Below are 23,659 nucleotides of genomic sequence, written 5' to 3' on the forward strand. Positions count from 1 at the left end.
TTATTGTTTGCAAAGTCAATATTTTAGAAGGTTGGAAAGGTAGGAAAGCCGGTATGGAACAACAATCCTTCAGTCAAACAAAACAACTTGTCTATGCAGCATTGGGCATTGCCCTCGTTTTTATTTGTACGGTATTTGTAAATGTTCGTCTTCCTATTGCAGCCAATGGCGGTCTAATTCATTTGGGGAATGTGCCTCTCTTTATTATCGCCATTCTTTACGGGCGCTACTTAGGCGCTTTGGCAGGAGGAATCGGCATGGCTCTTTTTGATGTAGTGGGCGGCTGGTTTTTATGGGCTCCCTTTACGCTGGTCATTGTCGGTCTTATGGGGTATACAGTTGGCGCTATCTGCGAAAAGCACCGGAGCCTGACGGCTTATGTTCTGGCCTTGGCGGCAGCTTGTCTTATTAAGGTGGTTGGTTATTATGGTGCTGAAGGGGTTATTTACGGCAATTTGCTGGCACCGATGACGTCGGTGCCCGGTAATCTCGTTCAGATCGGTGTGGCGTCAGTAATCGTGCTGCCTATTGTAGTCAAGTTGAGAAAGCATGTGGCTGTTATTTCTTGGGCGGCAAGCCGCAAATAAAAAGATACTTCCAGCACAGCCTATTTTACTAAAAAATAAACTGACCCATGCCACAATGGCAGGGGTCAGTTTATTTATGCATGCTCTGAAATGGGTTTGAGTCCCAAGCGGCGAGCTGTGTTAAGGTCGGCAGCTGCTCCGCGCCCGGCTGTGGTAAGATAGTTGCCAATTAGCATGCCATTGATTCCGGAAAGGAACCCCAGTGGAACAAGTTCTCCTAATGCTTTCTCGCGGCCACCGGCATAGCGAAGGATTTTAGTAGGCAGGATTAATCTGAAAATCGCAAAGGTTTGCAGCACTTCCATTGGTTTAAGAGGGGGGCAGTCTTCGAGGGCAGTTCCCTTAACGGGATTTAGGACATTAATAGGTATTGAATCAACATCTAATTCTTTAAGTGCAAAGGCAAGTTCAAGGCGCTGTTCCCAAGTTTCACCCAAGCCAATAATACCGCCAGAGCAGACTTCTAAGCCTTCTGCCTTAACATTCTTAATGGTTTCTACCCGTTCATCATAGGTATGTGTTGTACAAATTTGATTAAAAAAACTTTTACTTGTCTCAAGATTGTGGTGATAGCGTGTAATCCCTGCTGATTTTAGCGCCTTAACATGATCAGGAGTTAAAATGCCCAATGAACAACAGCGTTCTAGACCTGTTTCACGCCCAATGCATTGTATTGACTGGGTAATTTTTTCGAAGTCCGGGTCGTGCTTCATACCACAGCCGGCAGTTACAATGCAAAATCGATAGGCACCATGGGATTCAGCAGCTTTTGCCGCTTGCAGAATCTGATCTTCGCTCAGTAAAGGATAACTGTCGAATTTTACATCATGGTGAGCGGACTGTGCGCAAAATTTACAGTCTTCCGAGCAACCACCCGAACGGGCATTAACTATCTCACAAGTATCTACCTGGTTACCAGTAAATTTTATGCGTACTTTATTGGCAATACCCAGTAAGAGGGGGATATCAGCTTCGTCAATTTGCGTAAGCTGCAATGCTTCTGCAAAGGTTAATTGCTCACGGTTAAGAACTTTTTTACCTAACGTAAAAATTAAATCATAATTCATCATGTTTGCCTCCTAGTTATTTAGAATGGGGACTAAACCGGCATCATTTACCATGATAAAATCTTTAGCGATGTCGCGTCCGCCAAAAGTTAAATAGTTGCCCACAAGCAAGCCATTAGCACCTGCCAGCATAACTGCTCCCTGCATGTCTCGCAAATTGATTTCTCTGCCACCTGCGGGGCGGATTACTTTGCTGGGTAAAATAAATCGAAAGATGGCAAAGGTTTTAAGAATCTCAAGCGGAGATAGCGGAGTTTGTTTTTCTAATAAGGTGCCTTGTATTGGATTTAGGATATTGATGGGAATTGAATCAATATCCAGTGAACGCAAAGTAAGTGCCAGGCTAATCCGGTCATTCCAACCCTCACCCAGCCCGATAATACCCCCGGAGCATAGTTCTAGACCGGCCTTCTTTGCCGCCAGTAAGGTGTTCAAACGTTCCTGATAGGGATGGGTAGTACATATTTGGGGATAGAAGTTTTGACTTGTTTCAAGGTTATGAGCATATCGCTTGATTCCCGATTTAACTAAAAAAGTAGCCTGAGAATAACTAATGGTACCTAGATTTGCGCAAATATTAATTGTAGACTCTGTTGTAACATGCTTAATAAGTGTAACAATACGTTCAAAATCGGGATCATTGTCCATTCCTTTACCACTAGTTACGATACTTGCCCGTTCAGCGCCAGCCTTAGAGAGATTAGTAATTGAATCCAGGGCTTCCTGTTTGGAAATTAGGGGAAAAGGCTGGGAGTTAGTCTGATGGTATACGGATTGCGAACAAAATTTGCAATCCTCAGTGCATAACCCTGAACGCGCATTGATAACTCCGCACATGTCTACTTTTTTACCGGCAAACTTGGTGCGTATTTTATTGGCGTAAGCGCCAAGCAGCGGAATATCATCCTCACAAGTATCTGTTAGGGATATAGCCTCTTGTTCACTGACTATATGACCTTCCAGAACCAGTTCACCAAGACGAATTATTTCATTAGAGTCCATCTCTAGTCTCCCTTTGCATATAGTTAACCTAATAAAAATAAATGGTTTACCAACTAAATATCATTTTATATTGTTTAAGGTGAATTGTAAACTTATATGTTCCTTTCAAATTTATTAAGATAGGATACTGAAGAACCTTAGTCAAAAATTTGACTAAGGTTCTTTACGCTATCTACTTCTGAAATTAATACAAATACTTGTCAAAATGCCAATTTGTTAAATGATGTTGCATTTAATTCTACGGACAAGCTCTTCCATTTTTTTCTTAATACTATCTCTTATCACTCTGAAGTCTGCATCACTTTTTCCAGACGGATCATCTAATCCCCAATCTTCGCGGTGACAACAAGGAATAGCTGGGCAATCAACATTGCATCCCATAGTTATCACAATCTCAGGCTCTGGAATCTCATGAAACATCTTTGGTCGCTGGTGAAATTCCATATCTATGCCTATCTCTTTCATTATCCGAACTGCATCTTGATTGATTATGTCTCTTTTTTCAGTACCAGCAGAAAAGCATTCGAACACTCCTAATCCCATTACTCTTCCAAACGCTTCTGCCATTTGAGAACGACAAGAGTTATGAACGCATATAAAAGCTACCCGCTTCAATTATTAACACCCCTATTTAACCCTTAATAAATTACTTTCAAACTAAACCTAAAAATAAGCTACAAGCTACGGAGTAGAAAGTATAAAATTGCTCCAAATATTGCCGATACGGGGAGGGTTACCACCCATGACAATAGCATATCTCTAACTACTTTCCAATCGACCCCACCGGAACCTTTTTTAAGTCCAAATCCTATAATTGCTGAAGAAATTACATGCGTCGTAGAAACTGGAAGCCCCAAATTAGACGCATAACTAACTAAGAAGGCGGTTGTTAAATTGGCCCCCAATGCTTCACGATCATCCATTTTAGTAATCTTTTCTGCAAGCAATTTTGTTACTGGAAGCCCTTTAACATAACTACCTAAAGTCATTCCAACTGCAGTTACAAGAAAAAGTGGGGTAAGTATAGTTGTTTGATTGATATCGGTAGTCATAACAATAAAAACCCCGAGTGCGACGATTTTGGGCGTATCATTCATTGCCCTTGCAAATGTTGCAAACATACTTGACAAAAAATGTACTAAACGGAGGTAACGACCTTCAGGTAGTCTCGTAATTATATTCCATAAAATATATGCTATTACAATCGAGATGACAGGACTAGCTAGTAGTGGAATAACCACTTTGCCAACCAGCGACCCAAAATTGATATGATTAGCTCCTAAAGAAATTATACCGGCCCCTATAATAGCACCAGTCATCGCATGTGTAGTAGAAACCGGCATTGAAACTCTTGTAGCAAGTGCAACCCAAGCGATTGCTCCAAGCAATGTTGCTAAGCCGATTGATGGTGGAAACGTTGTTCCTTCCAATATTCCTGATGAAAATAGCTTAACCATTTGCCCGCCAAGCCATATTGATGTAATTCCCCCTAAGAGGGTTACAATCGATCCACTTAGAATAGCTGTTCGATAGTTTACTATTCCACCGCCCACCAGCGTTGCAACGCTCTTAGATATATCATTCCCGCCGTTTTCGTAAGCAAGCCAAGCCATACAAGCTGTGCCTACGGATAAAATCCATCCGGCATGAAAAACTACTTGAGTCCCAATGGCAACTACTAACATCATCAAACCAGTTATCACCCAATTAGTATAATTAGTGGATTGTGGTACAGTATTGTTTTCTACAACAGTGTTATTCATCCAATACCTCTTTTCTGCCCTAATATAAGGCTCATTGTTTTGTTTCTTTTATTTCAACGCTCAAGTTAAGCGGGTACAAGAAGTAATAAAAATGATTCCCATTGTCCCTATATACTAGTTGGCAGCATTCGCCACCAGTGTAGTGATAGGTCGGCTCAGTATCAACAAGTCCTTGCGGTTTAATGCACGCAAATTTCGAGCACTTTTTTGGCAGACTGACAACGATACGTCCCACTGTGAGAGAAACAAAGACCAGTATCTTGACAATTGCAAAATAAAAAATACTTGCAATTGTCAAGGACGAAAAAAATGGCATAACTGCGATTCCAGTTTTGCGGTGTGTTTTACCTGATTCCATTATATAGTAACGTCTCATTGATTGCAAGTATAAATATAACTGCAATTGAAATGTTTTACTCCTACATTGAACTGTCCATCAAATCACGATAACCATTCTGCGAAAAATGGACAATTCCCATTCATGGGTGATTACAGGAGGGCATAAGCCGAGCAGTAACGCAAAATATATATTATACAATAAAGAGGCATTATGTAATCACTTATCCTAAATATAATGAATATTATGTTGATAAAGGAGGTGAAAATTTTGAGTGAAGAAACTCAGAGACAGCATTATTATGTAGAAACGGATTACGAAAATATAGAGCATAATCATGCGTTTATCACTATCGTGGATGTAGCCTGCGATCACCAACATGGCATTCTGGGAACAACAGGTCCGGCAATCTATTCAGGCCACAGTCATTTTCATCGTATTTGTGTTCTTACTACTTCCGATCCGAAAGGCGGACCAATTCATTGGCACATAGTTGATGTGGTTACAGGGCCAGCTATTGAAGTGGCAGGAGATGAACACACACATCAATTCTGCGGTGAAACAAGCTGTGTACTTGGGCATGCACATTCCTTCAACAGTACGACAGACACTGCGCCAGAAAAAAAGAAATGTGACTGCGATCATAAAGAAAAAGACTGTGATCATAAAGACTGCGATCACGATCATAAGGGCTGTAAGCGCGAAGATGATTAATAGTAAAGAGGTATCAATTGAATAGTGCTAGATAATGAGCCGGTTGGGGTGGATTTGCCATCACCTTGCCCGGCTTTTTTTGTTGAGCGAAGTGGACACGAGATTGATAGTAACCGTAAGTTATAACAAGATAGAGTGCTGCTGTGGTGCTGAATAAAACCACCTTGGCATGAATGATGCTATTTAGTAATAAGGGCGCATTAATAAGGCGAGAAATACAAATATATTAAGAGGGTGAGTGGTGAGTAGAGTGAAAAGTATTAGGACTCAGTTAATTATCATGATATCAGTTATAACGATTCTTGCATTCAGTGTGCAAGCAGTGACTTCATTGTATCAATTTAATGAATTTGCTTCAGTACAGATTCAAAAACAGTTAATCCTTCAGGCTGAAGAAGAGGCAAACAAACTATATCTGCCGCTAAAAGAAGTCGCAAATGATGCTGTTGATTTATCTTACCTTATCGGGATAAGGCCGGATAACGAAGAAGTAATCTTCAGTTTCACAAATAAGATAGTTGCGAAAAGCAGTGTCATTGCTGGTAGTGGCTACTCTTTTGAACCATATGGCTATAAAGCCACTAATAAATATTATTGGCCCTATATCTACAAAGATAAAAGTGGTAATGCGACTTTGACATGGGACTACAGCGACGGGAAGTCCGACTATTTTTCAAAAGAATGGTATAAGCTGGGCATTAATGCCGATAGTCCTGTTAAATACACAGCTCCTTATGCCGATTCGTTTGATAAAAACAAAATATGGGTTAGCTGTGTTGCCCCGATAATTAAAAACGGTAACAAGATTGGAGTGGCTACAACTGACTTTACACTTGATAGTTTCAAGGAGCAGCTAAATACTGTTGAAGTCGGTAAACAGGGGTTTGCCTATGTAGTTACCAAAGAAGGTTTTTATATTGGAAACTATCGGGGAAAGCAGCAAGCTGATATGGAAAAGCAAAACAATCCAGTAACTTTTGCTCAAGACTTGTCTGCCAAAATAACAGAAGCTGAAGATGATGAGCTGAGAAAATTTGGCGAAACAGTGATTCAAGCTGCTAAATCCGGGATCACAAAACTTAATAGTCAGAATATGTTTGCCGTATATGCGCCAATAGGAGATACTGGGTTATATTTGATCCTTATGTATCCGATTTCTGAGGCGTATAGTGCTTTATATAATGTACTATATACAGATCTGGTTTTAATACTGATAGTTGTGATTTTACTGATATTCTGTCTGAATTATCTAGTTAACAAAAAAATTATCAAGCGACTTTCACAATTAGCGACTATTGCAATCAGGGTAGCTCAAGGGGATTTGGCTCCGATAACAATTTCCAATAAACCCAACGATGAAATCGGCATGCTGATCTCATCATTTGCTACAATGACTGAAAATTTGCGAAGTCTCGTAAATCAAGTTGTTACAGTAACTGATAAAATAACCGTAAATAGTGACCAGCTTCATAATACATCGTCACAATCATCAACGGCTGCTACCCATATAGCTGAAGCAATAAGCGAGGTATCGGCGGCCACGGTTGTTCAGGTGGAGGATGCAGCCAGATCTGTAGTGGCTATGGAAGAAATGGCCGTGGCAATAAATCATATTGCCACAACAGCGGCAAAGCTATCAGAACAATCCTATCAAACCAGCCAGTCGGCTGAGGATGGCGGCCGTTCAGTTGATGATGCGAATAATCAAATAAACATCATTAGCCAGTCTGTTCGCCATTCAGCGCAGGTCGTGCAAAATTTAGGAGAAAGTTCTAAACAAATCAGCGGGATAGTTGATGTGATAAGTGGTATAGCGGGCCAAACCAATCTTCTTGCCCTTAACGCTGCTATTGAGGCTGCCCGGGCAGGTGAACAGGGAAGGGGTTTTGCAGTTGTTGCTGAAGAAGTGCGTAAATTGGCAGAACAGTCACAAGCAGCTGCGCTAAAGATAGTAGGCATAATTAATGAAATACAAAAAGAAACCCAGGTCGCAGTTTCTGTAATAAATCAGGGAGCACAGGAGGTTTCCCAGGGCGCAGAGGTAGTTACTGTTGCCGGGGAGCGCTTTCGGCAAATTGTTTCCCAGATACAAGGTCTCAATAATAATATTCAGGAAGTTACCGCCGCTGCCGAACAATTGACAGCATCAAGCGAAAATGTAGTTGGATTATCTGAAAACGTGAAGGAAAAAACAGCAAGTGCCGCAGATCATATTCATACGATCTCTTCATTTACGGAGGAACAATCTGCCTCCATGCAAGGAATTACCGATGCTAGCAATAGTCTTGCTAAAATGGCTGAAGAATTAAATTCGCTTGTAAATAGATTCAAGTTATAACAAGGGTAGAGAAGTTTTTAATGGTTGCAGAAGTGAAATCACCATCGCGTTAATGAAATAGACCGTGTCCACTCCTGAAATCCTTGCAAATATTCCGAAAAAGGGAGTGCTTAATTCGGACAAATCCAGTAGCAGCTTTCAATAATGAAAGGGTGTACCTGTATTTTGCAGGATTGATTGCGGCGTAAAAAAGCAAGTGATAAATTTTTCGAAATAAATCAGGGGCAAGGTAGTAGGAAATGTCCGGGTTACTCAGAATATTTTACAATTATTTTTCTTATAATCACTTTTAGGCATGTTTATTGCAAGTATATAAAGTAAGTCGGCATAGATCGACAAATTACTAGGGGGGTATAAAAATGGCTGGAATACTTAATACCAAAATTTTATCGACAAATGAAGTTGCTGTGATGAAGGAAAAACTTGAGACACTTTTATCAACTAAGGGGGTTAAGATCGATCATCCTACAGTAATGGGACTATTAAAAGATGCTGGTGCTCAGGTTGAAGCTTCCGGTACGGTAAAATTCCCAAAATCAGTAATCGACAAAGCGTTGAAAAGCATACCTAAAAATTTTACGTTAGCAGCACCTGATCCCCAATACGATCTAACTTTCCCTCATCCCGACGGTAAATTCTATACTAGAACTTGTACAGGTGGTATGAACTATTTAAACGAAAATGGCGAATATCATAATATCACCATCGAAGAGGTAGCTGATTGGGCAAAGCTTATTAATGCCTTAGATAATATCAATTTCTGTGCACTCCCATCCACGTCTATTAAATCGGTTCCAGGCGAAACCATCGATATTCATACCTTACGGACTGTTCTCGAGCACAGCAAGAAACATATTTGGGTGCAGCCCTACGAAGCAGCAAACGCAAAATATCTAATTGAGCTGGCGGCTGCCCGGGTAGGCGGAAAAGAACAACTGAAGAAGAGACCGATTATTAGTTTTATCACTTGCTCAGTACCTCCTTTTCAATATAAATACATGGACATGGAGGCTCTTTATCAATGTTGTATTAACGGAGTGCCTATCCAACCTTGTTCTCTGCCTGCAGCCGGTGCTAACGCGCCTATTACTCCGCAGGGCATAGCCTTGCTGGCATCTACAGAGGTTATGGCGCAAATTATTATGGCCCAGCTTCTTGCTCCAGGCTTACCTGTTATTGCCACACCGTTATTATTTGCTATGGATATGTTAACGACCTATACGTTGCAGTCGCCAATCGAAACAACCATGGGAAGAATGGTTGCTATGCAATTGTTTGAAGAGGGATATGGTATTTATGCTCACAGCTATGGTACTGGAACAGACAGCTTCCTTTTAGATGGTCAGTCAATGGTTGAAAGAACCTCGTTGATCCATATGCTGGCCCTGTCTGGCGCATCAGTACTGGGAGGTGCCGGACAGCTCGAAGTAGCCAAAACGATTAGCCCGATCCAACTTATTATCGACAACGACATTTTTGGCATGACTAAGAAGCTGTTAGGTGGTTTGGAGATTAATGACGATATGCTTGCCTGGAATGAAATGATGGAATTGACTGGCAAAGAATCCTTTGTAGATATGGATCACACGTTTGAGCATTTCCGGGATTCTTTACGGCTGCCGACCTTTAATCGCGATTCCAGACCTAATTGGGAAAAATCCGGCAAAAAAGACATGCTTGACCGGGCCCAGGATATTTATGCAGCCATTAAGAAAGACTATCAGCCGATAGCTGTGGCCAGTGAGGTTCTAAGCAACATGGACGAAATAATGAAGCAAGCAGATGCCAAGCTTGTCGGTAAATAAGCGATTGAGCACTGCTCTACTTGTGATAGGTGATATCTATAGGTAAATGTGAGGTGATAAGCAGTAGGTGGGGAGCTCATAAAAGGGGGGGAGCAATTGTGAAAAAGTCTTATAAAACAACAGAAAAGTGGTGGTTGGGTCTAACAGTACTTTTTTATGCACTGTATAACATACCAGGATTCCCAGTGTATGGGGATTCAAACGCCGCTTTATGGCATGGAGCATTGACCATTTTGCCACTGTGGATCGTTGTTTATGGCGGGATGGCAATACTCCATAAACAACGTAGGCTGAGGAAAAGACCTGATCAATCCCTGCAGGCAGCAGACAGCATGAACACAGATGATCCCATTTCAAAGGGAGGGATATAAATGTTATCTGCTTCGACTACCTGGACGTTATATATCAGTTACATGGGAGCACTTATCGCTTTTGGGGTTTATGTATGGTGGCGGGAAAAGAATAACTCCGCCCGGCATTTTTATACTGCAGGCAACACAATCAACTGGTTTGTCCTGTGTATGACCTATATCGCAGCTCTCATGAGCACCTGGGTATTCTTTGCCGGGCCTGGTGGTTATTACCGTGGCGGCTTTGGCTACTATATGTCTGAGCTTAGCTATATTCCGCTATTCCCGGTTCTTACCTACTTTGTTATGAACAGAGTGTGGTTGTTAAATACCCAGCGGAATTACACAACTCAGGCTGACATCTTTGTTGACCGTTTCCGCAGTCCAACTCTGCGGCTGGTATTGGCATTAGTGTTCTTCTGTGTTTCCATGCCTTATGCTGCTGCAATCTATATTGCCTGCGGCAAGGCAGCTACCGTTGCCACTAACGGAGCTATTAACCAGACTACCGCGGTGATATTCGTCGGTTTGACAGCCCTGCTGTTTATACCGTTTGGCGGCGTAAAATCGGTGGCATGGGCGGCCACAGTCCAAGCCTGGATATTCATGGTTGCACTTTGGAGCATAGGTATCTGTGCCATTGCTTATGGATTTGGCGGCGATGTTTTTGGTGCAGCAGCCAGTGTCTGGGACCACACTAACTCCTGGTTTTCTTATCCCGGTCCCGAAAATTGGGTACCTTATTCTGCCAGGTTCGGCTATCCAATTGCTTGCGCTATTGGTTGGACAATCATGTTGCCTGATGTATTCATCAGGGCCGGATATTTTGGCAAGGACATGCAAACCCAGCGCAGTCTGATGGTTTTGCAGCCTGTTTTGCAAACCGTCGTTTGGACTGGTGTTATGTTTATCGGTTTTGCCGCTATTGCCATGCTGCCTGGATTAAAGGGTGGCGATACTGAGCTGGTTATTCCGTTATTACTTGCCAAGATTATTTCACCACAATCAGCCACTGTTGCATCAATATTAATGGCAGTATTCGTCTGGGGCACATTGGCCAAAGGCTTATCTGCCGCCACCTCCCACCTTTTGGTAGCCGGTTCGATCATATCGGAGGATATTCTTACCAGGTTGCTCAAACTTAAGGTTAGTCCAAATGTTCATATTACCATTGCCCGCTTAGCTGTTGTTGGGTTAGGTTTGACGGCCCTATGGCTGGCTCTTAATCCCCCAGATTTGATGTGGACGTTGATTATGTTTGCCATTGCCCTGGTTATGCCGATTTTCCCTGTATTGGTAGCAGCACTCTACTGGCGACGGGCTACCGCGCCAGCCGCTTTGACTGCTTCTATTGTAGGTGTCATCGGGGTATTGCTTACTTACCAGCATGGCTTGGGTGACAGCTGGTACGGGGTGCTGGGAATGGTGGCCTCCGCTGTTCTAATGGTAGTGGTAAGCTATATGACCAAAGAGACTGATAAAGAGGTGCTTGATGAGTTTTACGGTGCTTTAGCGAAAGCGGAAGCTGAATACTATGAAGACTAAGTAGATAAAACATAAATATACTTGAGGAGGATTTTATAATGAGCGATTTTAGCAAATTGGCACAAGCAGTTTTCAAAGGGGATTTAAAGGGTGTTAAAGCAATAACCCAAGAATTAATTGATAATGGGGCAAAAGCGGATGATATTATTAACCAAGGCTTGCTTGGCGGGATGGATATAGTAGCACCTAAGTTTAAGGCTGGAGAAATGTTTGTGCCTGAGGTACTACGGGCAGCCAAAGCCTTGGGATGTGGTATGGAATTGCTCAAACCATTGCTAGGGGCTGATGGCGGTAGCCTAAAAAAAGTAGCCACCGTTATCATTGGAACTGTAGCCGGAGACCTGCATGACATAGGGAAAAATCTTGTAATTCTTATTTTAGAAAGTTCCTCTTTTAATGTAATTGATCTTGGTGTCGATGTTTCACCGGAAAAATTTGTCGAAGCTATTAAGGAACACAAGCCGCAATTTGTTGGCCTGTCAGCATTGTTAACTACGACCATGATGGCCATGAAGGATACCATCGTAGCGATAAAAGATGCCGGTCTTAGAGACAATGTTAAGATTCTGGTAGGCGGTGCCCCTATTTCCCAGGAATTTGCTGATGAAATCTACGCTGATGCGTTCTGTGCCGATGCCATTGCTGCCAAAGAAATTGCCACAAAAATGCTTGCATAACACTGAAAATCATTCCGTAGGTTTATTGACTAAACATAAAGGAGAAATTTGCAGTGGTAATTATCGGTGAACTTATTAATACAAGCCGCAAAGCCGTTAGTGAAGCAGTAGACAACCGTGATGCCGAATATATAAAAAAAGTTGCCATAGAGCAGATGGAAGCAGGAGCTACTTACATTGACGTAAATTGCGGGAACAAAGTGCATAATGAAGTAGAAGTTATGGAGTGGCTGGTAAAAACGATTCAGGAGGCCGTTGATACTCCGCTTTGTATTGACAGTCCCAATCCTAAGGCTGTAGAGGCTGGATTGGCGCTGGCTAAATGTGGTCAACCTATGGTCAATTCAATAACCGATGAGAAGGCACGGTATGAAGAAGTTCTGCCCTTGGTACTCAAGTACAAAGCTAAGGTTATTGCCTTGTGCATGGATGATACGGGAATGCCGAATACAGCAGAAGATCGTATGCGAGTAGTAAAAAGCTTGTATGCCAAACTTACAGCAGCCGGAGTTCCGGAGGAAGATATTCACTTTGATCCTCTGGTCAAACCGATTAGTGTAGTTGGTGAAGCCGGGTTAGAAGTTCTGGAAACAATCAAATTAATCAAACAGGATTATCCTAAAGTCCATTTCGCTTGCGGCTTAAGCAATGTATCGTTTGGTCTTCCCGGACGAAAAATCCTGAATAGGTTATTTGTCACCCAAACTATGGCACTAGGTATGGATGGGTATATTCTGAATCCAACAGACAAAGGAATGATGGGGTTCATTTATGCTGCTAAAGCTTTACTAGGCCAGGATGAATATTGTGGAGATTATTTAGATGCCTATAGAAACGGTTCCTACGACTAAAATTTAATTTTTGCCATGTAACGCTAAGTCTCACGATAATCGGGGCTTAGCGTTACAATTTTACTTGCGGCTTTTCATAATTGAAATGGCATTTCAAACTTAAAATTTGCCAGAGATAACTGATAATCCAAGGTTTTTGCCAAGTGTATTTCATAATTGAAATGGCAAGGCATTGGACTGGAGGTAAATTACTTTTTAACTAACCCGTATAACACTGGCTAAAAGGGCGGGAATCACTACTTTTTAGAATAATAGTTCGATTGGCGCGAAAAATGCATTAACTTATGATAAGTTGTTGTGGGGAGGGTTGGTTGTTTATGGCAGTGGCGAAGACACTGATTGAATTTACACTAAATGGCAAAAAGATCAAAGCAGAAGTGGCGGCAGACCGATTGTTAATTGATTTGCTGCGGGATGATTTGGGCTTGACAGGGACTAAAAAAGGCTGTGGTGTGGGTGAGTGTGGTGCTTGTACCGTTATCCTGGATGGAAAAACAGTGGACTCTTGCTTAGTGCTTGCTTTAGTAGTGGACGGTTGCAATATAACTACAATTGAAGGATTAGCCAATAACGGCACATTACATCCTTTGCAGCAGTCCTTCATTGACCATGGGGCGGTGCAGTGCGGTTTTTGTACTCCGGGAATGATCATGTCGGCGAAAGCCTTACTTGATGAAAATCCTAAGCCAACCCGAGATGAAATTAAGGTGGCTATGTCAGGGAATGTCTGTCGTTGCACAGGCTATAAAAAAATTGTTGAGTCAGTAGCAGCAGTTAGTGAAGGTTGCAAAGGGGAATGTTGCCATGAGTAAGGATGGTGTAGGAGTCTCGATTGTTAAGCCGGATGCCTTACACAAGGTTACTGGTCAGGCGCTATTTGCCGCCGATATCAGTCGTCCCGGCATGTTGATTGCCAAAGTACTTAGAAGTACGGTGGCTCATGCCATTATTGAATCAATCGACACTAGTGCAGCTGCCAAGCTGCCTGGCGTCGTAAAAGTTCTAACTGCTGATGATATTCCTGGCCCTAATGGTATTGGGATTGTTATAAAAGATGAGCAAGTATTATGCAAAGATAAAATACGCCGGGTAGGTGATGCACTGGCGTTGGTGGCAGCAGAAACGGAAGAAATAGCCAATGAGGCTTTAAAACTGATCAAGGTACAGGTTAAGGAGTTACCGGCAGTTTTTGACGTTAACGAGGCAATGCAGGCAGAAGCGCCGCAAATTCACGATAAAAATATTTTGCTTATTCGCAAAATTCGCAAGGGTGACATCGAAGCAGGATTTGCAGCAGCTGATGTTATTATTGAAAATCGGTATACTACCCAGCGGATGGAACATGCCTACATCGAACTTGAGGCTGGCATTGCCGAATATGACGGTTCCATGCTGACTATGTGGGTGGCAACGCAGAATACCCACTTTGACCGGCGGGAAGTGGCCCGGACCTTAAATCTTGGTATAAACCGGGTAAGAATTATCCAGGCTGTGACTGGCGGTGGCTTTGGCGGTAAACTGGATATTTCCGTGCAGTGCTATATAGGGCTGTTAGCCTACTACACCAGACGGCCTGTAAAAATGGTATATAGCCGGGAAGAATCCATAAGTACATCAGTCAAGCGCCACCCCTATAGTATTGACTATAAGTCCGGCGCTACGAAAGATGGCAAGCTGACAGCCGTGAAAGCGGTGATTATTGGTGACACCGGAGCATACGCCTCTTATGGTCCGGCAGTGCTTATCAGGGCGGCCGTGCATGCCACCGGTCCGTATGAAGTACCAAATGTCTATGCCGATGCGTATGCCGTCTATACCAATAATCCTATTGCCGGGGCAATGCGAGGATTTGGTGTGCCGCAGATGGCTTTTGCTCATGAATCTCAAATGGATTTGCTGGCCGAACGACTGGGAATGTCGCCATATGCTATCAGGTTAACGAATTGCCTAAAAGAGGGAAGTGTGACTGCTACCGGGCAGGTGCTTAACCATAGTGTGGGCATTAGGCCGACGCTGGAACAAGCAGTAGGCAGGGCGCAAGGGGAGGCAATGAAATGAAGAAACGTGGTAGGGGAATAGGGTGTATGTGGTACGGAATTGGCAACACTGCCTTGCCCAATCCGGCCAGTGCTGTTGTTGAGTGGCTGGATGATGCAACAGTTAATGTCCTGGTTGGCTGTGCTGATATCGGTCAGGGTTCTAGTACAGTGATGGCGCAGATTGTTGCGGAAGAGTTGGGCATATCTTCGGCAGATATCACGGTTATCTCTGCCGACACACTCGTTACTCCCGAAGGCGGTGCAACCTCAGCCAGCCGCCAGACTTATATCTCTGGTAATGCTGCCGTGCTGGCAGCTATCGATGCCAAAAAAGTCCCACTAGCTGAAGCTGGAATCATGCTGGGGAAAGATCCAGCCAACATTACGTTCAAGGATGGTCTTGTCTGGGAGAATGAGCGGCAAACCGAATTAACAATCAAAGCGGTAATAGGCAGCTGTCGTAAACAAGGAAAACTGACCTTGGGAAGCGGCTGGTTTAATCCGGCTACCACTACACTTGATCCGGAAACAGGATATGGTATTCCTTATGGAACATATGCTTTTGCTACCCAAGTTGTTGAAGTCGAAGTCGATACCGAAACCGGACGGGTGGAAGTGCTAAAAATATGGGCAGCTCATGATGTCGGACGGGCTATTAATCCGGCACTGGTTGAAGGTCAAATCGAAGGCGGAGCGACAATGGGGCTAGGCTATGGACTGATGGAAGAAATCACAGCAGTCAATGGTGTGATAAAAAATACGAATTTTACCGATTACTTAATTCCTACCATTTTGGATGTTCCTGAAATTACATCAATTATAATTGAGGATGCCGAGCCTACCGGGCCCTTTGGCGCCAAAGGTGTAGGTGAGCCTGCACTCATTCCGACAGCGGCGGCCATTGCCAATGCCGTGTATGATGCGATTGGGGTACGGATTTATTCATTGCCGCTAACACCGGAAAAAGTGTTAAGTGCCTTACATGAGGCTGAATAATATAAGTAATTGTATAAAGGAGTGATAAGTTATGACTATTACTGTAATAACCAATATTGGCACACTGCTGTCTGGGGATATTAACCAGCCAATATTGGACCGTGATACCATTGTTATTGACGTTGAGGCCGGGAAAATTCACGAAATCGGTACGAATGAGTTGCTTAAAAAGTATCCTGGATGCAAAGTTATCGACGCCGGCGGTCTGACAGTAATGCCTGGTTTAATCGATTCTCATGTGCATCCAGTCATTGGCGACTATACTCCCCGGCAAAAGATGAGTGATTTTATCAATAGTTCATTACATGGCGGCGTGACTACCATGATTTCAGCAGGTGAATGTCACACGCCGGGACGGCCGACTGACCCTGCAGGGGTTAAAGCGCTGGCCGTGCTGGCGGCTAAGTCCTCTGCCAAACAACGTCCTGGCGGCGTAAAGCTGCATGGAGGCGCCGTAATATTGGAACAGGGACTTACTGAAGCTGATTTTGCTGAAATGGCCGCAGCGGGTGTATGGCTTGTGGGGGAAGTTGGCCTTGGTTCTGTCAAAAAACCGGCAGATGCGGCACCAATGGTCAAGTGGGCCAAAAAGCAGGGAATGAAAGTTATGATGCATACAGGCGGCACGTCCATTCCCGGCAGTTCCACTGTTACGGCTGATGATGTGATCCAGGTTGCGCCGCATGTAGTTTCCCACATTAATGGCGGACCGACCGCTATTTCTCCGGCTGAGATTAAGAAGCTTGTCGAAGAAACCGATTTTGCACTCGAGATTGTGCAATGCGGCAATTTGAAAGCTGCCGATCTGGTAGTTCGTCAGTTAACCGAGCGTAATCAATTACACCGGGTTATTATTGGTAATGATGCTCCGTCTGGTACTGGCGTCATACCGTTAGGAATTCTACGAACGATTACCCAGCTGGCAAGCTTGTCAGGGGTTCCGGCTGCTCAGGCTGTTGCCATGGCCACAGGCAATACGGCGCAGGTTTACTCATTGAATACTGGCAGTATTGCGCCAGGTAAAGAGGCTGATCTGGTAATCATTGATAAACCGATGGGTTCAGTAGGTGAGGATGCTCTTACTGCAATGGAGGCCGGAGATTTGCCCGGGGTAGCCCTGGTAATCGTTGATGGTAAAGTGTTAGTTACTAAAAGCAGAAATACGCCGCCTCCTGCAGGTAAAGTAATTATCTAAGGCCATAACAGCACAGGGAGGTCTTTGCGATGATTGTGATTCATGATGAATTATGTAAGGGATGTAAGTTGTGTGCCAAACATTGTCCCCTTGGCGCCATTGAAATTGTTAATAAAATTGCCGTGGTGAAAAAGCATTGTTCCAGTTGCGGTATGTGTGTGCGGGTGTGTCCTTGCCAGGCCATAGCTAAAGATGCGCAAACCCAGGGCGGTGTGACGTGTTATTCCTGTCCTATCCAGTGCGAAATTCAATTAGGCTTTGAAGGGGCCTGCCGCCGGTATTCCAATAGTAAGGGAAAACTTGTTCGTAACCGGCCGTTGGTGCTGGAAAACCCGCATGCCGGCTTGCCAGATGCGGAAATACCTGACAAACCGTTGATTACGGCAGTCGGTTCCGGCACAGAGTATCCCTGTTGCAAGCCCGCGCCGCACATTGTGGCTGCTGCTGTGGATGGCGTCGAGGTGGTAACGGTAGTTACCGAAGCGCCACTTAGTTATAGCGGGATCAAGGTTAAAATTGATGCCAATACCCATATCGGAGAAGAAGGGGCTAAGGTACTCAGGGATGGTATGGTTGTCGGTATGGTGGATACAGAAGAGTATGGTGCTAAAATGCTGTCTATCGGCGGAGCCAATACCTTAAGCGGCAGATTTGGTTTTGCCGCTGCCCATACCATTGTCGAATTAGCCAATGGCGAGCGTGTCAAACTGCAAGTGGAAAAGGGCAGTAAATTGGAGCTGCAGGTTGGCTATCCCCCGGTAATTGATGGAACAGCGGAGAAAAAAATGCGGATAGGCTGTGGCAGCGCGACAGTTGGCATGTTTGCCAAAGCCATGGCAGGGGCTGTCGATGAGGCAATTGTTCTTGACCACCATGTTATCGGGCTATTGTCTGAGCACCGGGCGGGAGAAGAAGTGGGGATGCAGTATAGTGGTGTTATACCCAATGGACGCAAAAGCACCCGGGGCCGGTATTTTGGTGAACATGGGCATGGCTGGGGCGGGACCCATGTTGATGAACCAGTGAAAGCGGTAAAATCGGTCGACATGAACATTGCCCGGCCAGGGATGAAGATTCTTGTTACGGAGACTACAGGCCAGAAGGCCGGTCTAGTAGAAGTACAAGCCGACGGGTCAGTAATAGAAATTGCCATGACACCACAGGTGCAAAAGATTGTTGATTTAATTGCCGCGAACTGTGAAGATGCTGTTGTCTCAGCGGTATATGTTGGCGGCACAGGCGGCAGCGCCCGTGCAGGCGTGACCACCTATCCGGTAAAATTGTCCCAAGCCATACATGCCGGTCAAGCCAAAATGACCATTGGCGGTGCGCCTGTATTTATTCTGCCAGGTGGTGGCATCAACTTTATGGTAGACGTAGAAAAAGTAGTACCTAAAGCGTTTACCTGGGTACCGACACCGGCTACGGTAGCTCCGGTAGAATATACCCTGACCCGCAAGACCTATGAGGAAATCGGTGGTCATGTTGCCAGCATTCAGCCGTTGTCCGAACTGGTTAAGGTTGTTGCGGAACGAAAAAATGAGTGTTTATAAAGAATCGGGAGTAATTACGCTGGATTATGGACCGATGCAAATGACGATACAGGCCAGTAGAGACGGACAGCTGCTGCAACCGGCAGCGGCTGACGGCGCAAAGTATGCCGCTACGCTTTTAGACGGCCTGGCCAGGGTTAAACATATTGCAAGAAAGCCTCAGTCAGAACTTGTAGCAAGCAGCGAGTATAGCGATTATCCTGAGGTCTTACAAAAAATGATTACTGCAGTCAGGCAGTCAGGCGATATTACCCTTACGCCTTTGGCTGCTGTTGCTGGAACTATTGCTGATATGGTGGCCGACTATGTGGTGGCTGCAGCCGGAGCCACTAAAGTAATTGTCAATAATGGGGGCGATATTGCGGTAAGACTTAGCGGCCAGGAAACGGTGACAGTAGGGGTAGCGCCTGTAATTGGCAGCAGCTATACACATGTGCTTCATATTACAGCAAATGACGGCGTGGGTGGCATTGCGACAAGTGGTTTAGGTGGACGGAGCTTCACCAAAGGAATTGCGACCGCGGTTACTGTTGCCGCTTCAAGGGCGGCAATGGCTGACGCGTGTGCAACAGCGGTTGCTAACGCTGTCTATACTCCCCATCCTAATATCAAATTGGAATTTGCCAAAAATATTGATCCTGATTCTGATATTGGGGAGCATCAGGTGGTATGCGGGGTTGATGATTTGCCGCCTGAGGTTGTAGAGAAAGCGTTATTAAATGGGTATCAATCCGGGCTAACGTTTTATCACCGTGGTCATATTAGCGGGGCAGCTCTCTTTGTTTATAATCGCGGCATAATGTTGCCTGCAAACTTTATCAGTCAGCTGTAATTTAGCTCTAATTTAGAGGAGGGATTCTTATGAAAATGGAAGGCTTGGAAATTCGCAAAATCGTAACAATTATTGAGGAAACCGGGCGGGAAGCCAATCGGGAATTAGCTACACCTATTAAAAAAGCAGCAGCTGTAGCTGTTTTTACTAATCCTTTTGCTGGCAGGTATGTGGAAGATCTCGCGCCGCTTACGGATGCTAGTGTCAAACTGGGAGATATGCTTGCCAAACAGGCAGTAGCAGCCTTAGGACTGGACGGGAAACAAGTGGAAAGCTATGGTAAGGCGGCCATTGTCGGCGAAAATGGTGAACTGGAACATGCCGCTGCCTTGCTTCATCCCAAACTTGGTACGCCGATGCGGGAAAATATTGGCGGCGGTAAAGCGCTGATACCTTCAGCCAAAAAAATGGGATCATCCGGAACTGCGATTGATGTGCCGTTGGGACACAAAGATGCTGCCTTTGTGCGGTCACATTTTGATGCTATGGAAGTTCGTATTCCTGATGCACCACGAGCTAATGAAATTATGCTATGTGTTGTTATGACCAATGGTGGCAGACCGCTGCCCCGGGTCGGGGGATTAACCGTTGACCAGATAAAAGGCGAAGACGGCTTGCGTTAAAGTTTTTATAGGATAATTGATAGCAAGAACAATTACGGAGGAGGTTTAGGAAATTCATGAAAAGTGTTGCATTTGCCGGTTTGGGAGCCATGGGCAAGCCTATAGCCAAAAACCTCCTGCAAGCCGGGTATTCAGTAACTGTGTTTGATATTTGCCAGGAGGTTGTGCAGGAACTGATCAGCCAGGGAGCTAAGGGGGCAGCAAACCTCAAGGAAGCTGCCAGTGGCAAAGATATTATCTTCATGTCATTACCCAATGCGGCGATTGTTGAAAATGTCCTGCTGCAAGAGGTTGGTCTGTTAGCAGGCAGTCATCAGGGACAAATCATTATTGATCTTAGCAGTGTTACGCCTGGCCATACCCAGAAGATGGCTAAACTGGCTGCCGATAAAGGCGTACATTACCTGGATGCTCCGGTTAGCGGCGGCGTGGCTGGAGCAAGTGCCGGAACCTTGACGATAATGGTAGGTGGTGAAGCGGCGGTTCTGGAGGATTGCCGGGAATTACTGAATGTTATCGGTAAAAAAATCTATCATGTAGGGCCGGTAGGCGCTGGGGATACCATGAAACTTGTTAATAACCTGCTCTTAGGCATTAACATGGTTGCTGTGACTGAAGCCCTTACATTAGGTGCGAAAGCCGGACTAGATCCTGCCACCATGTTGGAAATCATCAGTGTCAGTTCAGGCCGCAGCTATGCACTGGAAGCCAAGGTTCCCGGCTTTATCTTACAAGGAAACTTCGAACCGGGATTTGCTATTGATTTGCAGCATAAAGATTTGGCTATGGCTATTCAGACTGCTGCAGAACTTGGCATTCCACTTAAAGTGGGGAATATGGCGCAGGCTGTCTATGAAGAGGCCCAGGTCAAGGGGTTAGGGCGCAAGGATATTTCTGCTGTTATTACCTTATTGGAAGAACTGGTCGGTATTAGTGTTAGGACTAAAAAATAAATTATTATTTACAGACTTTTGGTTGTAGTGGGGAGGGGTGGGTATTTTGAATGAATTTCTTGATTTAATGCCCAAAAAGGGATATATTCCCGGGTGCCTGACAATCGGTGATTGCATTGAGTTGGCTAACGAACTTAATGTCAGGGTAAGCGATATTGTCATAGGGGAAGCAATGGCTGCCAATAAAATGACCAGGGAAGAAGTAACTTCCTCGGTTATGGCAACATTTTGCCACAACCTGTATGCCATGGAAATGGGATTGACTTCAGGCAAAAGTTTTTTAATGGGTACAGTCGGGCAAGATCTGGCCGATGAAGAAGTTACCATAATTGGTGATAAGTTTGTTAACAAAATTCTAAAGTATACCCTTGCCGCGCAGGTAGGCAATCATGTTGTCGGGCTTATGCCCTGTGCGGGAACCGGTGATTCCTGCACCTACACTGGCTTGGTCAAAGCGTTATTGGATACGTTGGAAGATCAGCAGGAAGTGGCTAGGTTAGTCGCCTTATTATTAAAAATCGGTGTTATTTTCCGGTCTGGAAAATCAACAACTGGCTGCAATATGGAAGGATTTGGCGCTGGCGCCGCAGCTACGGCAGCCGTAGTCGCTGAAATGCTGGAAGCAACACCTGACCAGGTGGGGCAGGCTATTACGTTAGCTTTATCGCCGACCATTGCCACTCCTTGCACTCCCCGGGTTATGGTTGCCGGGTTGTGTGCCGCTCATCTTGGCGGAGGAGTACTAATTGGGCACTTAACAGCTAATCTGGTTGTTAAGACCAACATTCCGGTAACCGTTCCGCCAGATGTTATGATAGCCATGGCTGCCGCGGTCCATCCCTTGTCTGCAAAGCATATTGTGCCTACGGTTATTAAGTATATGGAACCATTTTTCAAAACGAATGAGGCTGTTGAACACTTTGTTAGTCCGGAAACCAAGGAGCAGGATGCCGAACGCATTAAAAGCACGATAGAGGAGGCTCAAACCGGAGCGCGTGCTTTAGCTGCCAGGGCCAATTCAATCATTAAGCCTTTCGGGGATGCCGTCGTTGGCGGCAGCAGCCAGGCGGTTGGTTCGCCAACCAATACAGCCCGGATAGCCCATGCGTTAGCTGAGGGCGAAATTACCGGTGTGAAAGTGGAATTATATCCAGAACTATTTGCCCGCCGGGGAATCAATATACCGGGGATGCTTATGGCAGCAGTGCACGGGGCAAGCACTGACAATGCCGAGTTGTATCGAAAGATTATGGGTGAAGTTATCGACTCCAAACTGCACGTAGAGATTGTCGAGGTTGATGAACCGCAATTGCAGCGGGTCACAATTTATGCCACCCGGAAAAATGCAATGATTGAGGCTCTAAACAGAGGGGGTGGCCGCCTTGTTATCAAAAATGCGCTGCCTTCAGTAGCTGAAGCAAAAGCTGCCGCCCGTAAACTTCATATTGAGGTTGTCGAGTAAGCAAGAGCGAAACAACCAGCAGGTTCGTAAACAAGATTTTTTTTGACTACTGTAACTGGAAAAAGATTGGGGAGATGATGCCCATGTCGTGTTCGTATTACGCGCCCCAACAGTTGGAAGAGCTGCTTGCTATTCTTGCCGAAAAAAAAGAGAAAGCTAAAGTTTTAGCAGGTGGCACAGACTTAGTGATTGCTCTACAGGAGGGCAATCTGGACTATGACTACATTGTGGCGCTGCATAAAATTCCAGAATTAAAAGGCATTTCAATGAGTGGTGATACCATAGTAATTGGAGCAATGACAACCCACACAGAGGTTGAGCGGTCGCCCATAATTAACGCGAATGCCTTACTGTTGGCTCAAGCCGCGGCTTCCGTCGGTTCGCCACAAATCCGCAATGCCGGAACGATTGGCGGTAATATCTGCAATGCTTCTCCTGCTGCCGATACGATACCGGCTCTCATTGCTCTTGATGCTTCCGTAAAAATTGTATCTAAAGGCAGCGAGCGGAAAATGCCGCTCGAAGACCTGTTCTTGGGAATGGGCAAGACCAAACTGAGCTGTGATGAAGTTATTAAAGAAATTTCATTTAAAGCTCTTCCTGATGGTGCAGGCAGTATTTTTATTAAGCTAGCCCGCCGTAACGCACTGGCTATTTCCCGGATCAGTGTAGCCGCTATAGTAGCAAGCAATGAGTATGTTACTGATTGCCGGATTGCTATGGGGGCTGTTGCGCCTAATCCTTTTCGATTACGCGGGGCAGAGCAGGCTTGGTTAGGCAGGACTGTTACTGCTGACAATCTCGATATCTGTGTAGAAGCTGCTTTTCAAGAAATTAGTGCAACATTAGGTCAACGAGCTTCGGCTATATATAAAAAGAGAGCCGGTAAAGCCTTGATTCGCCGGGCACTCAGTATCGCTTCCGGTCAAATGTGACAATAGGAAAAGCAAAAAAGGTCATCCCTTGTTAA

At 44.8% G+C, this 23,659-nt stretch carries 22 protein-coding genes; 18 read left to right on the top strand and 4 right to left on the bottom strand.

Going from position 1 to position 23,659, the window contains the following annotated elements; genetic code table 11:
- Positions 1 to 53 precede the first annotated feature (53 nt).
- The gene (locus SALPA_RS20060) at positions 54 to 587 is read left to right on the top strand and encodes an ECF transporter S component (protein WP_145098067.1); all 534 of its coding nucleotides are present in this window, start codon (positions 54 to 56) and stop codon (positions 585 to 587) included.
- 74 nt (positions 588 to 661) lie between these two features.
- Here the strand turns inward: SALPA_RS20060 and bioB (SALPA_RS20065) are convergent, their stop codons facing one another.
- From bioB (SALPA_RS20065) to SALPA_RS20080, 4 genes are all read right to left on the bottom strand, one after another.
- On the bottom strand, positions 662 to 1,657 hold the full coding sequence (gene bioB, locus SALPA_RS20065; RefSeq protein WP_145098070.1) for a biotin synthase BioB: 996 nt from the start codon (positions 1,655 to 1,657) through the stop codon (positions 662 to 664).
- Positions 1,658 to 1,666: 9 nt separating this feature from the next.
- A complete protein-coding gene (gene bioB / locus SALPA_RS20070; RefSeq protein WP_145098073.1) occupies positions 1,667 to 2,656 on the bottom strand; it encodes a biotin synthase BioB in 990 nt (329 codons plus the stop codon).
- 216 nt (positions 2,657 to 2,872) lie between these two features.
- Positions 2,873 to 3,271, bottom strand: coding sequence for an arsenate reductase ArsC (locus SALPA_RS20075; RefSeq protein WP_145098076.1), 399 nt, complete (start codon positions 3,269 to 3,271; stop codon positions 2,873 to 2,875).
- A 59-nt stretch (positions 3,272 to 3,330) separates the two neighbouring features.
- Positions 3,331 to 4,419, bottom strand: a complete 1,089-nt coding sequence (locus SALPA_RS20080) for an inorganic phosphate transporter (RefSeq protein WP_145098079.1) — start codon at positions 4,417 to 4,419, stop codon at positions 3,331 to 3,333.
- 607 nt (positions 4,420 to 5,026) lie between these two features.
- Here SALPA_RS20080 and SALPA_RS20085 point away from each other — a divergent pair.
- From SALPA_RS20085 to SALPA_RS20165, 17 genes are all read left to right on the top strand, one after another.
- Positions 5,027 to 5,470 carry a YmaF family protein gene (locus SALPA_RS20085; RefSeq protein ID WP_186451152.1) on the top strand — a complete coding sequence of 148 codons (444 nt, stop codon included), beginning with the start codon at positions 5,027 to 5,029 and terminating at the stop codon, positions 5,468 to 5,470.
- 241 nt (positions 5,471 to 5,711) lie between these two features.
- On the top strand, positions 5,712 to 7,808 hold the full coding sequence (locus SALPA_RS20090; RefSeq protein ID WP_145098085.1) for a methyl-accepting chemotaxis protein: 2,097 nt from the start codon (positions 5,712 to 5,714) through the stop codon (positions 7,806 to 7,808).
- A gap of 359 nt (positions 7,809 to 8,167) precedes the next feature.
- Positions 8,168 to 9,613 carry a trimethylamine methyltransferase family protein gene (locus SALPA_RS20095; protein WP_145098088.1) on the top strand — a complete coding sequence of 482 codons (1,446 nt, stop codon included), beginning with the start codon at positions 8,168 to 8,170 and terminating at the stop codon, positions 9,611 to 9,613.
- Between the two features lie 98 nt (positions 9,614 to 9,711).
- On the top strand, positions 9,712 to 9,984 hold the full coding sequence (locus SALPA_RS20100) for a hypothetical protein (RefSeq protein ID WP_186451153.1): 273 nt from the start codon (positions 9,712 to 9,714) through the stop codon (positions 9,982 to 9,984).
- Positions 9,985 to 11,508: a sodium:solute symporter gene (locus SALPA_RS20105; RefSeq protein WP_145098090.1), complete on the top strand. Its 1,524-nt coding sequence runs from the start codon at positions 9,985 to 9,987 to the stop codon at positions 11,506 to 11,508.
- 38 nt (positions 11,509 to 11,546) lie between these two features.
- Positions 11,547 to 12,185: a B12-binding domain-containing protein gene (locus SALPA_RS20110; protein WP_145098092.1), complete on the top strand. Its 639-nt coding sequence runs from the start codon at positions 11,547 to 11,549 to the stop codon at positions 12,183 to 12,185.
- 53 nt (positions 12,186 to 12,238) lie between these two features.
- A complete protein-coding gene (locus SALPA_RS20115) occupies positions 12,239 to 13,036 on the top strand; it encodes a methyltetrahydrofolate cobalamin methyltransferase (protein WP_145098094.1) in 798 nt (265 codons plus the stop codon).
- Between the two features lie 317 nt (positions 13,037 to 13,353).
- On the top strand, positions 13,354 to 13,848 hold the full coding sequence (locus SALPA_RS20120) for a (2Fe-2S)-binding protein (protein ID WP_145098097.1): 495 nt from the start codon (positions 13,354 to 13,356) through the stop codon (positions 13,846 to 13,848).
- The gene (locus SALPA_RS20125) at positions 13,841 to 15,094 is read left to right on the top strand and encodes a xanthine dehydrogenase family protein molybdopterin-binding subunit (protein WP_145098100.1); all 1,254 of its coding nucleotides are present in this window, start codon (positions 13,841 to 13,843) and stop codon (positions 15,092 to 15,094) included. Before SALPA_RS20120 ends, SALPA_RS20125 begins: the two co-directional genes overlap by 8 nt.
- On the top strand, positions 15,091 to 16,071 hold the full coding sequence (locus SALPA_RS20130) for a xanthine dehydrogenase family protein molybdopterin-binding subunit (protein WP_145098103.1): 981 nt from the start codon (positions 15,091 to 15,093) through the stop codon (positions 16,069 to 16,071). Before SALPA_RS20125 ends, SALPA_RS20130 begins: the two co-directional genes overlap by 4 nt.
- Positions 16,072 to 16,102: 31 nt before the next feature.
- A complete protein-coding gene (locus SALPA_RS20135; RefSeq protein ID WP_145098106.1) occupies positions 16,103 to 17,266 on the top strand; it encodes an amidohydrolase family protein in 1,164 nt (387 codons plus the stop codon).
- 29 nt (positions 17,267 to 17,295) lie between these two features.
- Entirely contained in the window at positions 17,296 to 18,819 is a 1,524-nt protein-coding gene (locus SALPA_RS20140; protein WP_145098109.1) for a DUF362 domain-containing protein, read from the top strand.
- Positions 18,791 to 19,651 (top strand): hypothetical protein, encoded by an 861-nt coding sequence (locus SALPA_RS20145; RefSeq protein WP_222428069.1) that lies wholly within the window; start codon positions 18,791 to 18,793, stop codon positions 19,649 to 19,651. The genes SALPA_RS20140 and SALPA_RS20145 overlap by 29 nt, the downstream gene beginning before the upstream one ends.
- Positions 19,652 to 19,680: 29 nt before the next feature.
- The gene (locus SALPA_RS20150; RefSeq protein WP_222428070.1) at positions 19,681 to 20,274 is read left to right on the top strand and encodes an amino acid synthesis family protein; all 594 of its coding nucleotides are present in this window, start codon (positions 19,681 to 19,683) and stop codon (positions 20,272 to 20,274) included.
- 56 nt (positions 20,275 to 20,330) lie between these two features.
- Entirely contained in the window at positions 20,331 to 21,227 is an 897-nt protein-coding gene (locus SALPA_RS20155; RefSeq protein ID WP_145098115.1) for an NAD(P)-dependent oxidoreductase, read from the top strand.
- Positions 21,228 to 21,273: 46 nt separating this feature from the next.
- Positions 21,274 to 22,689 carry a hypothetical protein gene (locus SALPA_RS20160; protein WP_222428071.1) on the top strand — a complete coding sequence of 472 codons (1,416 nt, stop codon included), beginning with the start codon at positions 21,274 to 21,276 and terminating at the stop codon, positions 22,687 to 22,689.
- Between the two features lie 83 nt (positions 22,690 to 22,772).
- Positions 22,773 to 23,624, top strand: coding sequence for a xanthine dehydrogenase family protein subunit M (locus SALPA_RS20165; RefSeq protein WP_186451155.1), 852 nt, complete (start codon positions 22,773 to 22,775; stop codon positions 23,622 to 23,624).
- Positions 23,625 to 23,659 lie beyond the last annotated feature (35 nt).

The sequence above is a fragment of the Sporomusa sp. KB1 genome (assembly GCF_007830295.1).
GTDB lineage: Bacteria > Bacillota > Negativicutes > Sporomusales > Sporomusaceae > Sporomusa.

Excerpts from the sequence above, each read along its gene's own strand:
- SALPA_RS20080 (WP_145098079.1), bottom strand. The coding sequence starts at position 4,419 with ATGAATAACACTGTTGTAGAAAACAATACTGTACCACAATCCACTAAT.
- bioB (WP_145098073.1), bottom strand. The coding sequence starts at position 2,656 with ATGGACTCTAATGAAATAATTCGTCTTGGTGAACTGGTTCTGGAAGGT.
- SALPA_RS20155 (WP_145098115.1), top strand. The coding sequence starts at position 20,331 with ATGAAAAGTGTTGCATTTGCCGGTTTGGGAGCCATGGGCAAGCCTATA.
- SALPA_RS20060 (WP_145098067.1), top strand. The coding sequence starts at position 54 with ATGGAACAACAATCCTTCAGTCAAACAAAACAACTTGTCTATGCAGCA.
- bioB (WP_145098070.1), bottom strand. The coding sequence starts at position 1,657 with ATGATGAATTATGATTTAATTTTTACGTTAGGTAAAAAAGTTCTTAAC.
- SALPA_RS20130 (WP_145098103.1), top strand. The coding sequence starts at position 15,091 with ATGAAGAAACGTGGTAGGGGAATAGGGTGTATGTGGTACGGAATTGGC.
- SALPA_RS20150 (WP_222428070.1), top strand. The coding sequence starts at position 19,681 with ATGAAAATGGAAGGCTTGGAAATTCGCAAAATCGTAACAATTATTGAG.
- SALPA_RS20110 (WP_145098092.1), top strand. The coding sequence starts at position 11,547 with ATGAGCGATTTTAGCAAATTGGCACAAGCAGTTTTCAAAGGGGATTTA.
- SALPA_RS20095 (WP_145098088.1), top strand. The coding sequence starts at position 8,168 with ATGGCTGGAATACTTAATACCAAAATTTTATCGACAAATGAAGTTGCT.
- SALPA_RS20165 (WP_186451155.1), top strand. The coding sequence starts at position 22,773 with ATGTCGTGTTCGTATTACGCGCCCCAACAGTTGGAAGAGCTGCTTGCT.
- SALPA_RS20125 (WP_145098100.1), top strand. The coding sequence starts at position 13,841 with ATGAGTAAGGATGGTGTAGGAGTCTCGATTGTTAAGCCGGATGCCTTA.
- SALPA_RS20105 (WP_145098090.1), top strand. The coding sequence starts at position 9,985 with ATGTTATCTGCTTCGACTACCTGGACGTTATATATCAGTTACATGGGA.
- SALPA_RS20135 (WP_145098106.1), top strand. The coding sequence starts at position 16,103 with ATGACTATTACTGTAATAACCAATATTGGCACACTGCTGTCTGGGGAT.
- SALPA_RS20140 (WP_145098109.1), top strand. The coding sequence starts at position 17,296 with ATGATTGTGATTCATGATGAATTATGTAAGGGATGTAAGTTGTGTGCC.
- SALPA_RS20120 (WP_145098097.1), top strand. The coding sequence starts at position 13,354 with ATGGCAGTGGCGAAGACACTGATTGAATTTACACTAAATGGCAAAAAG.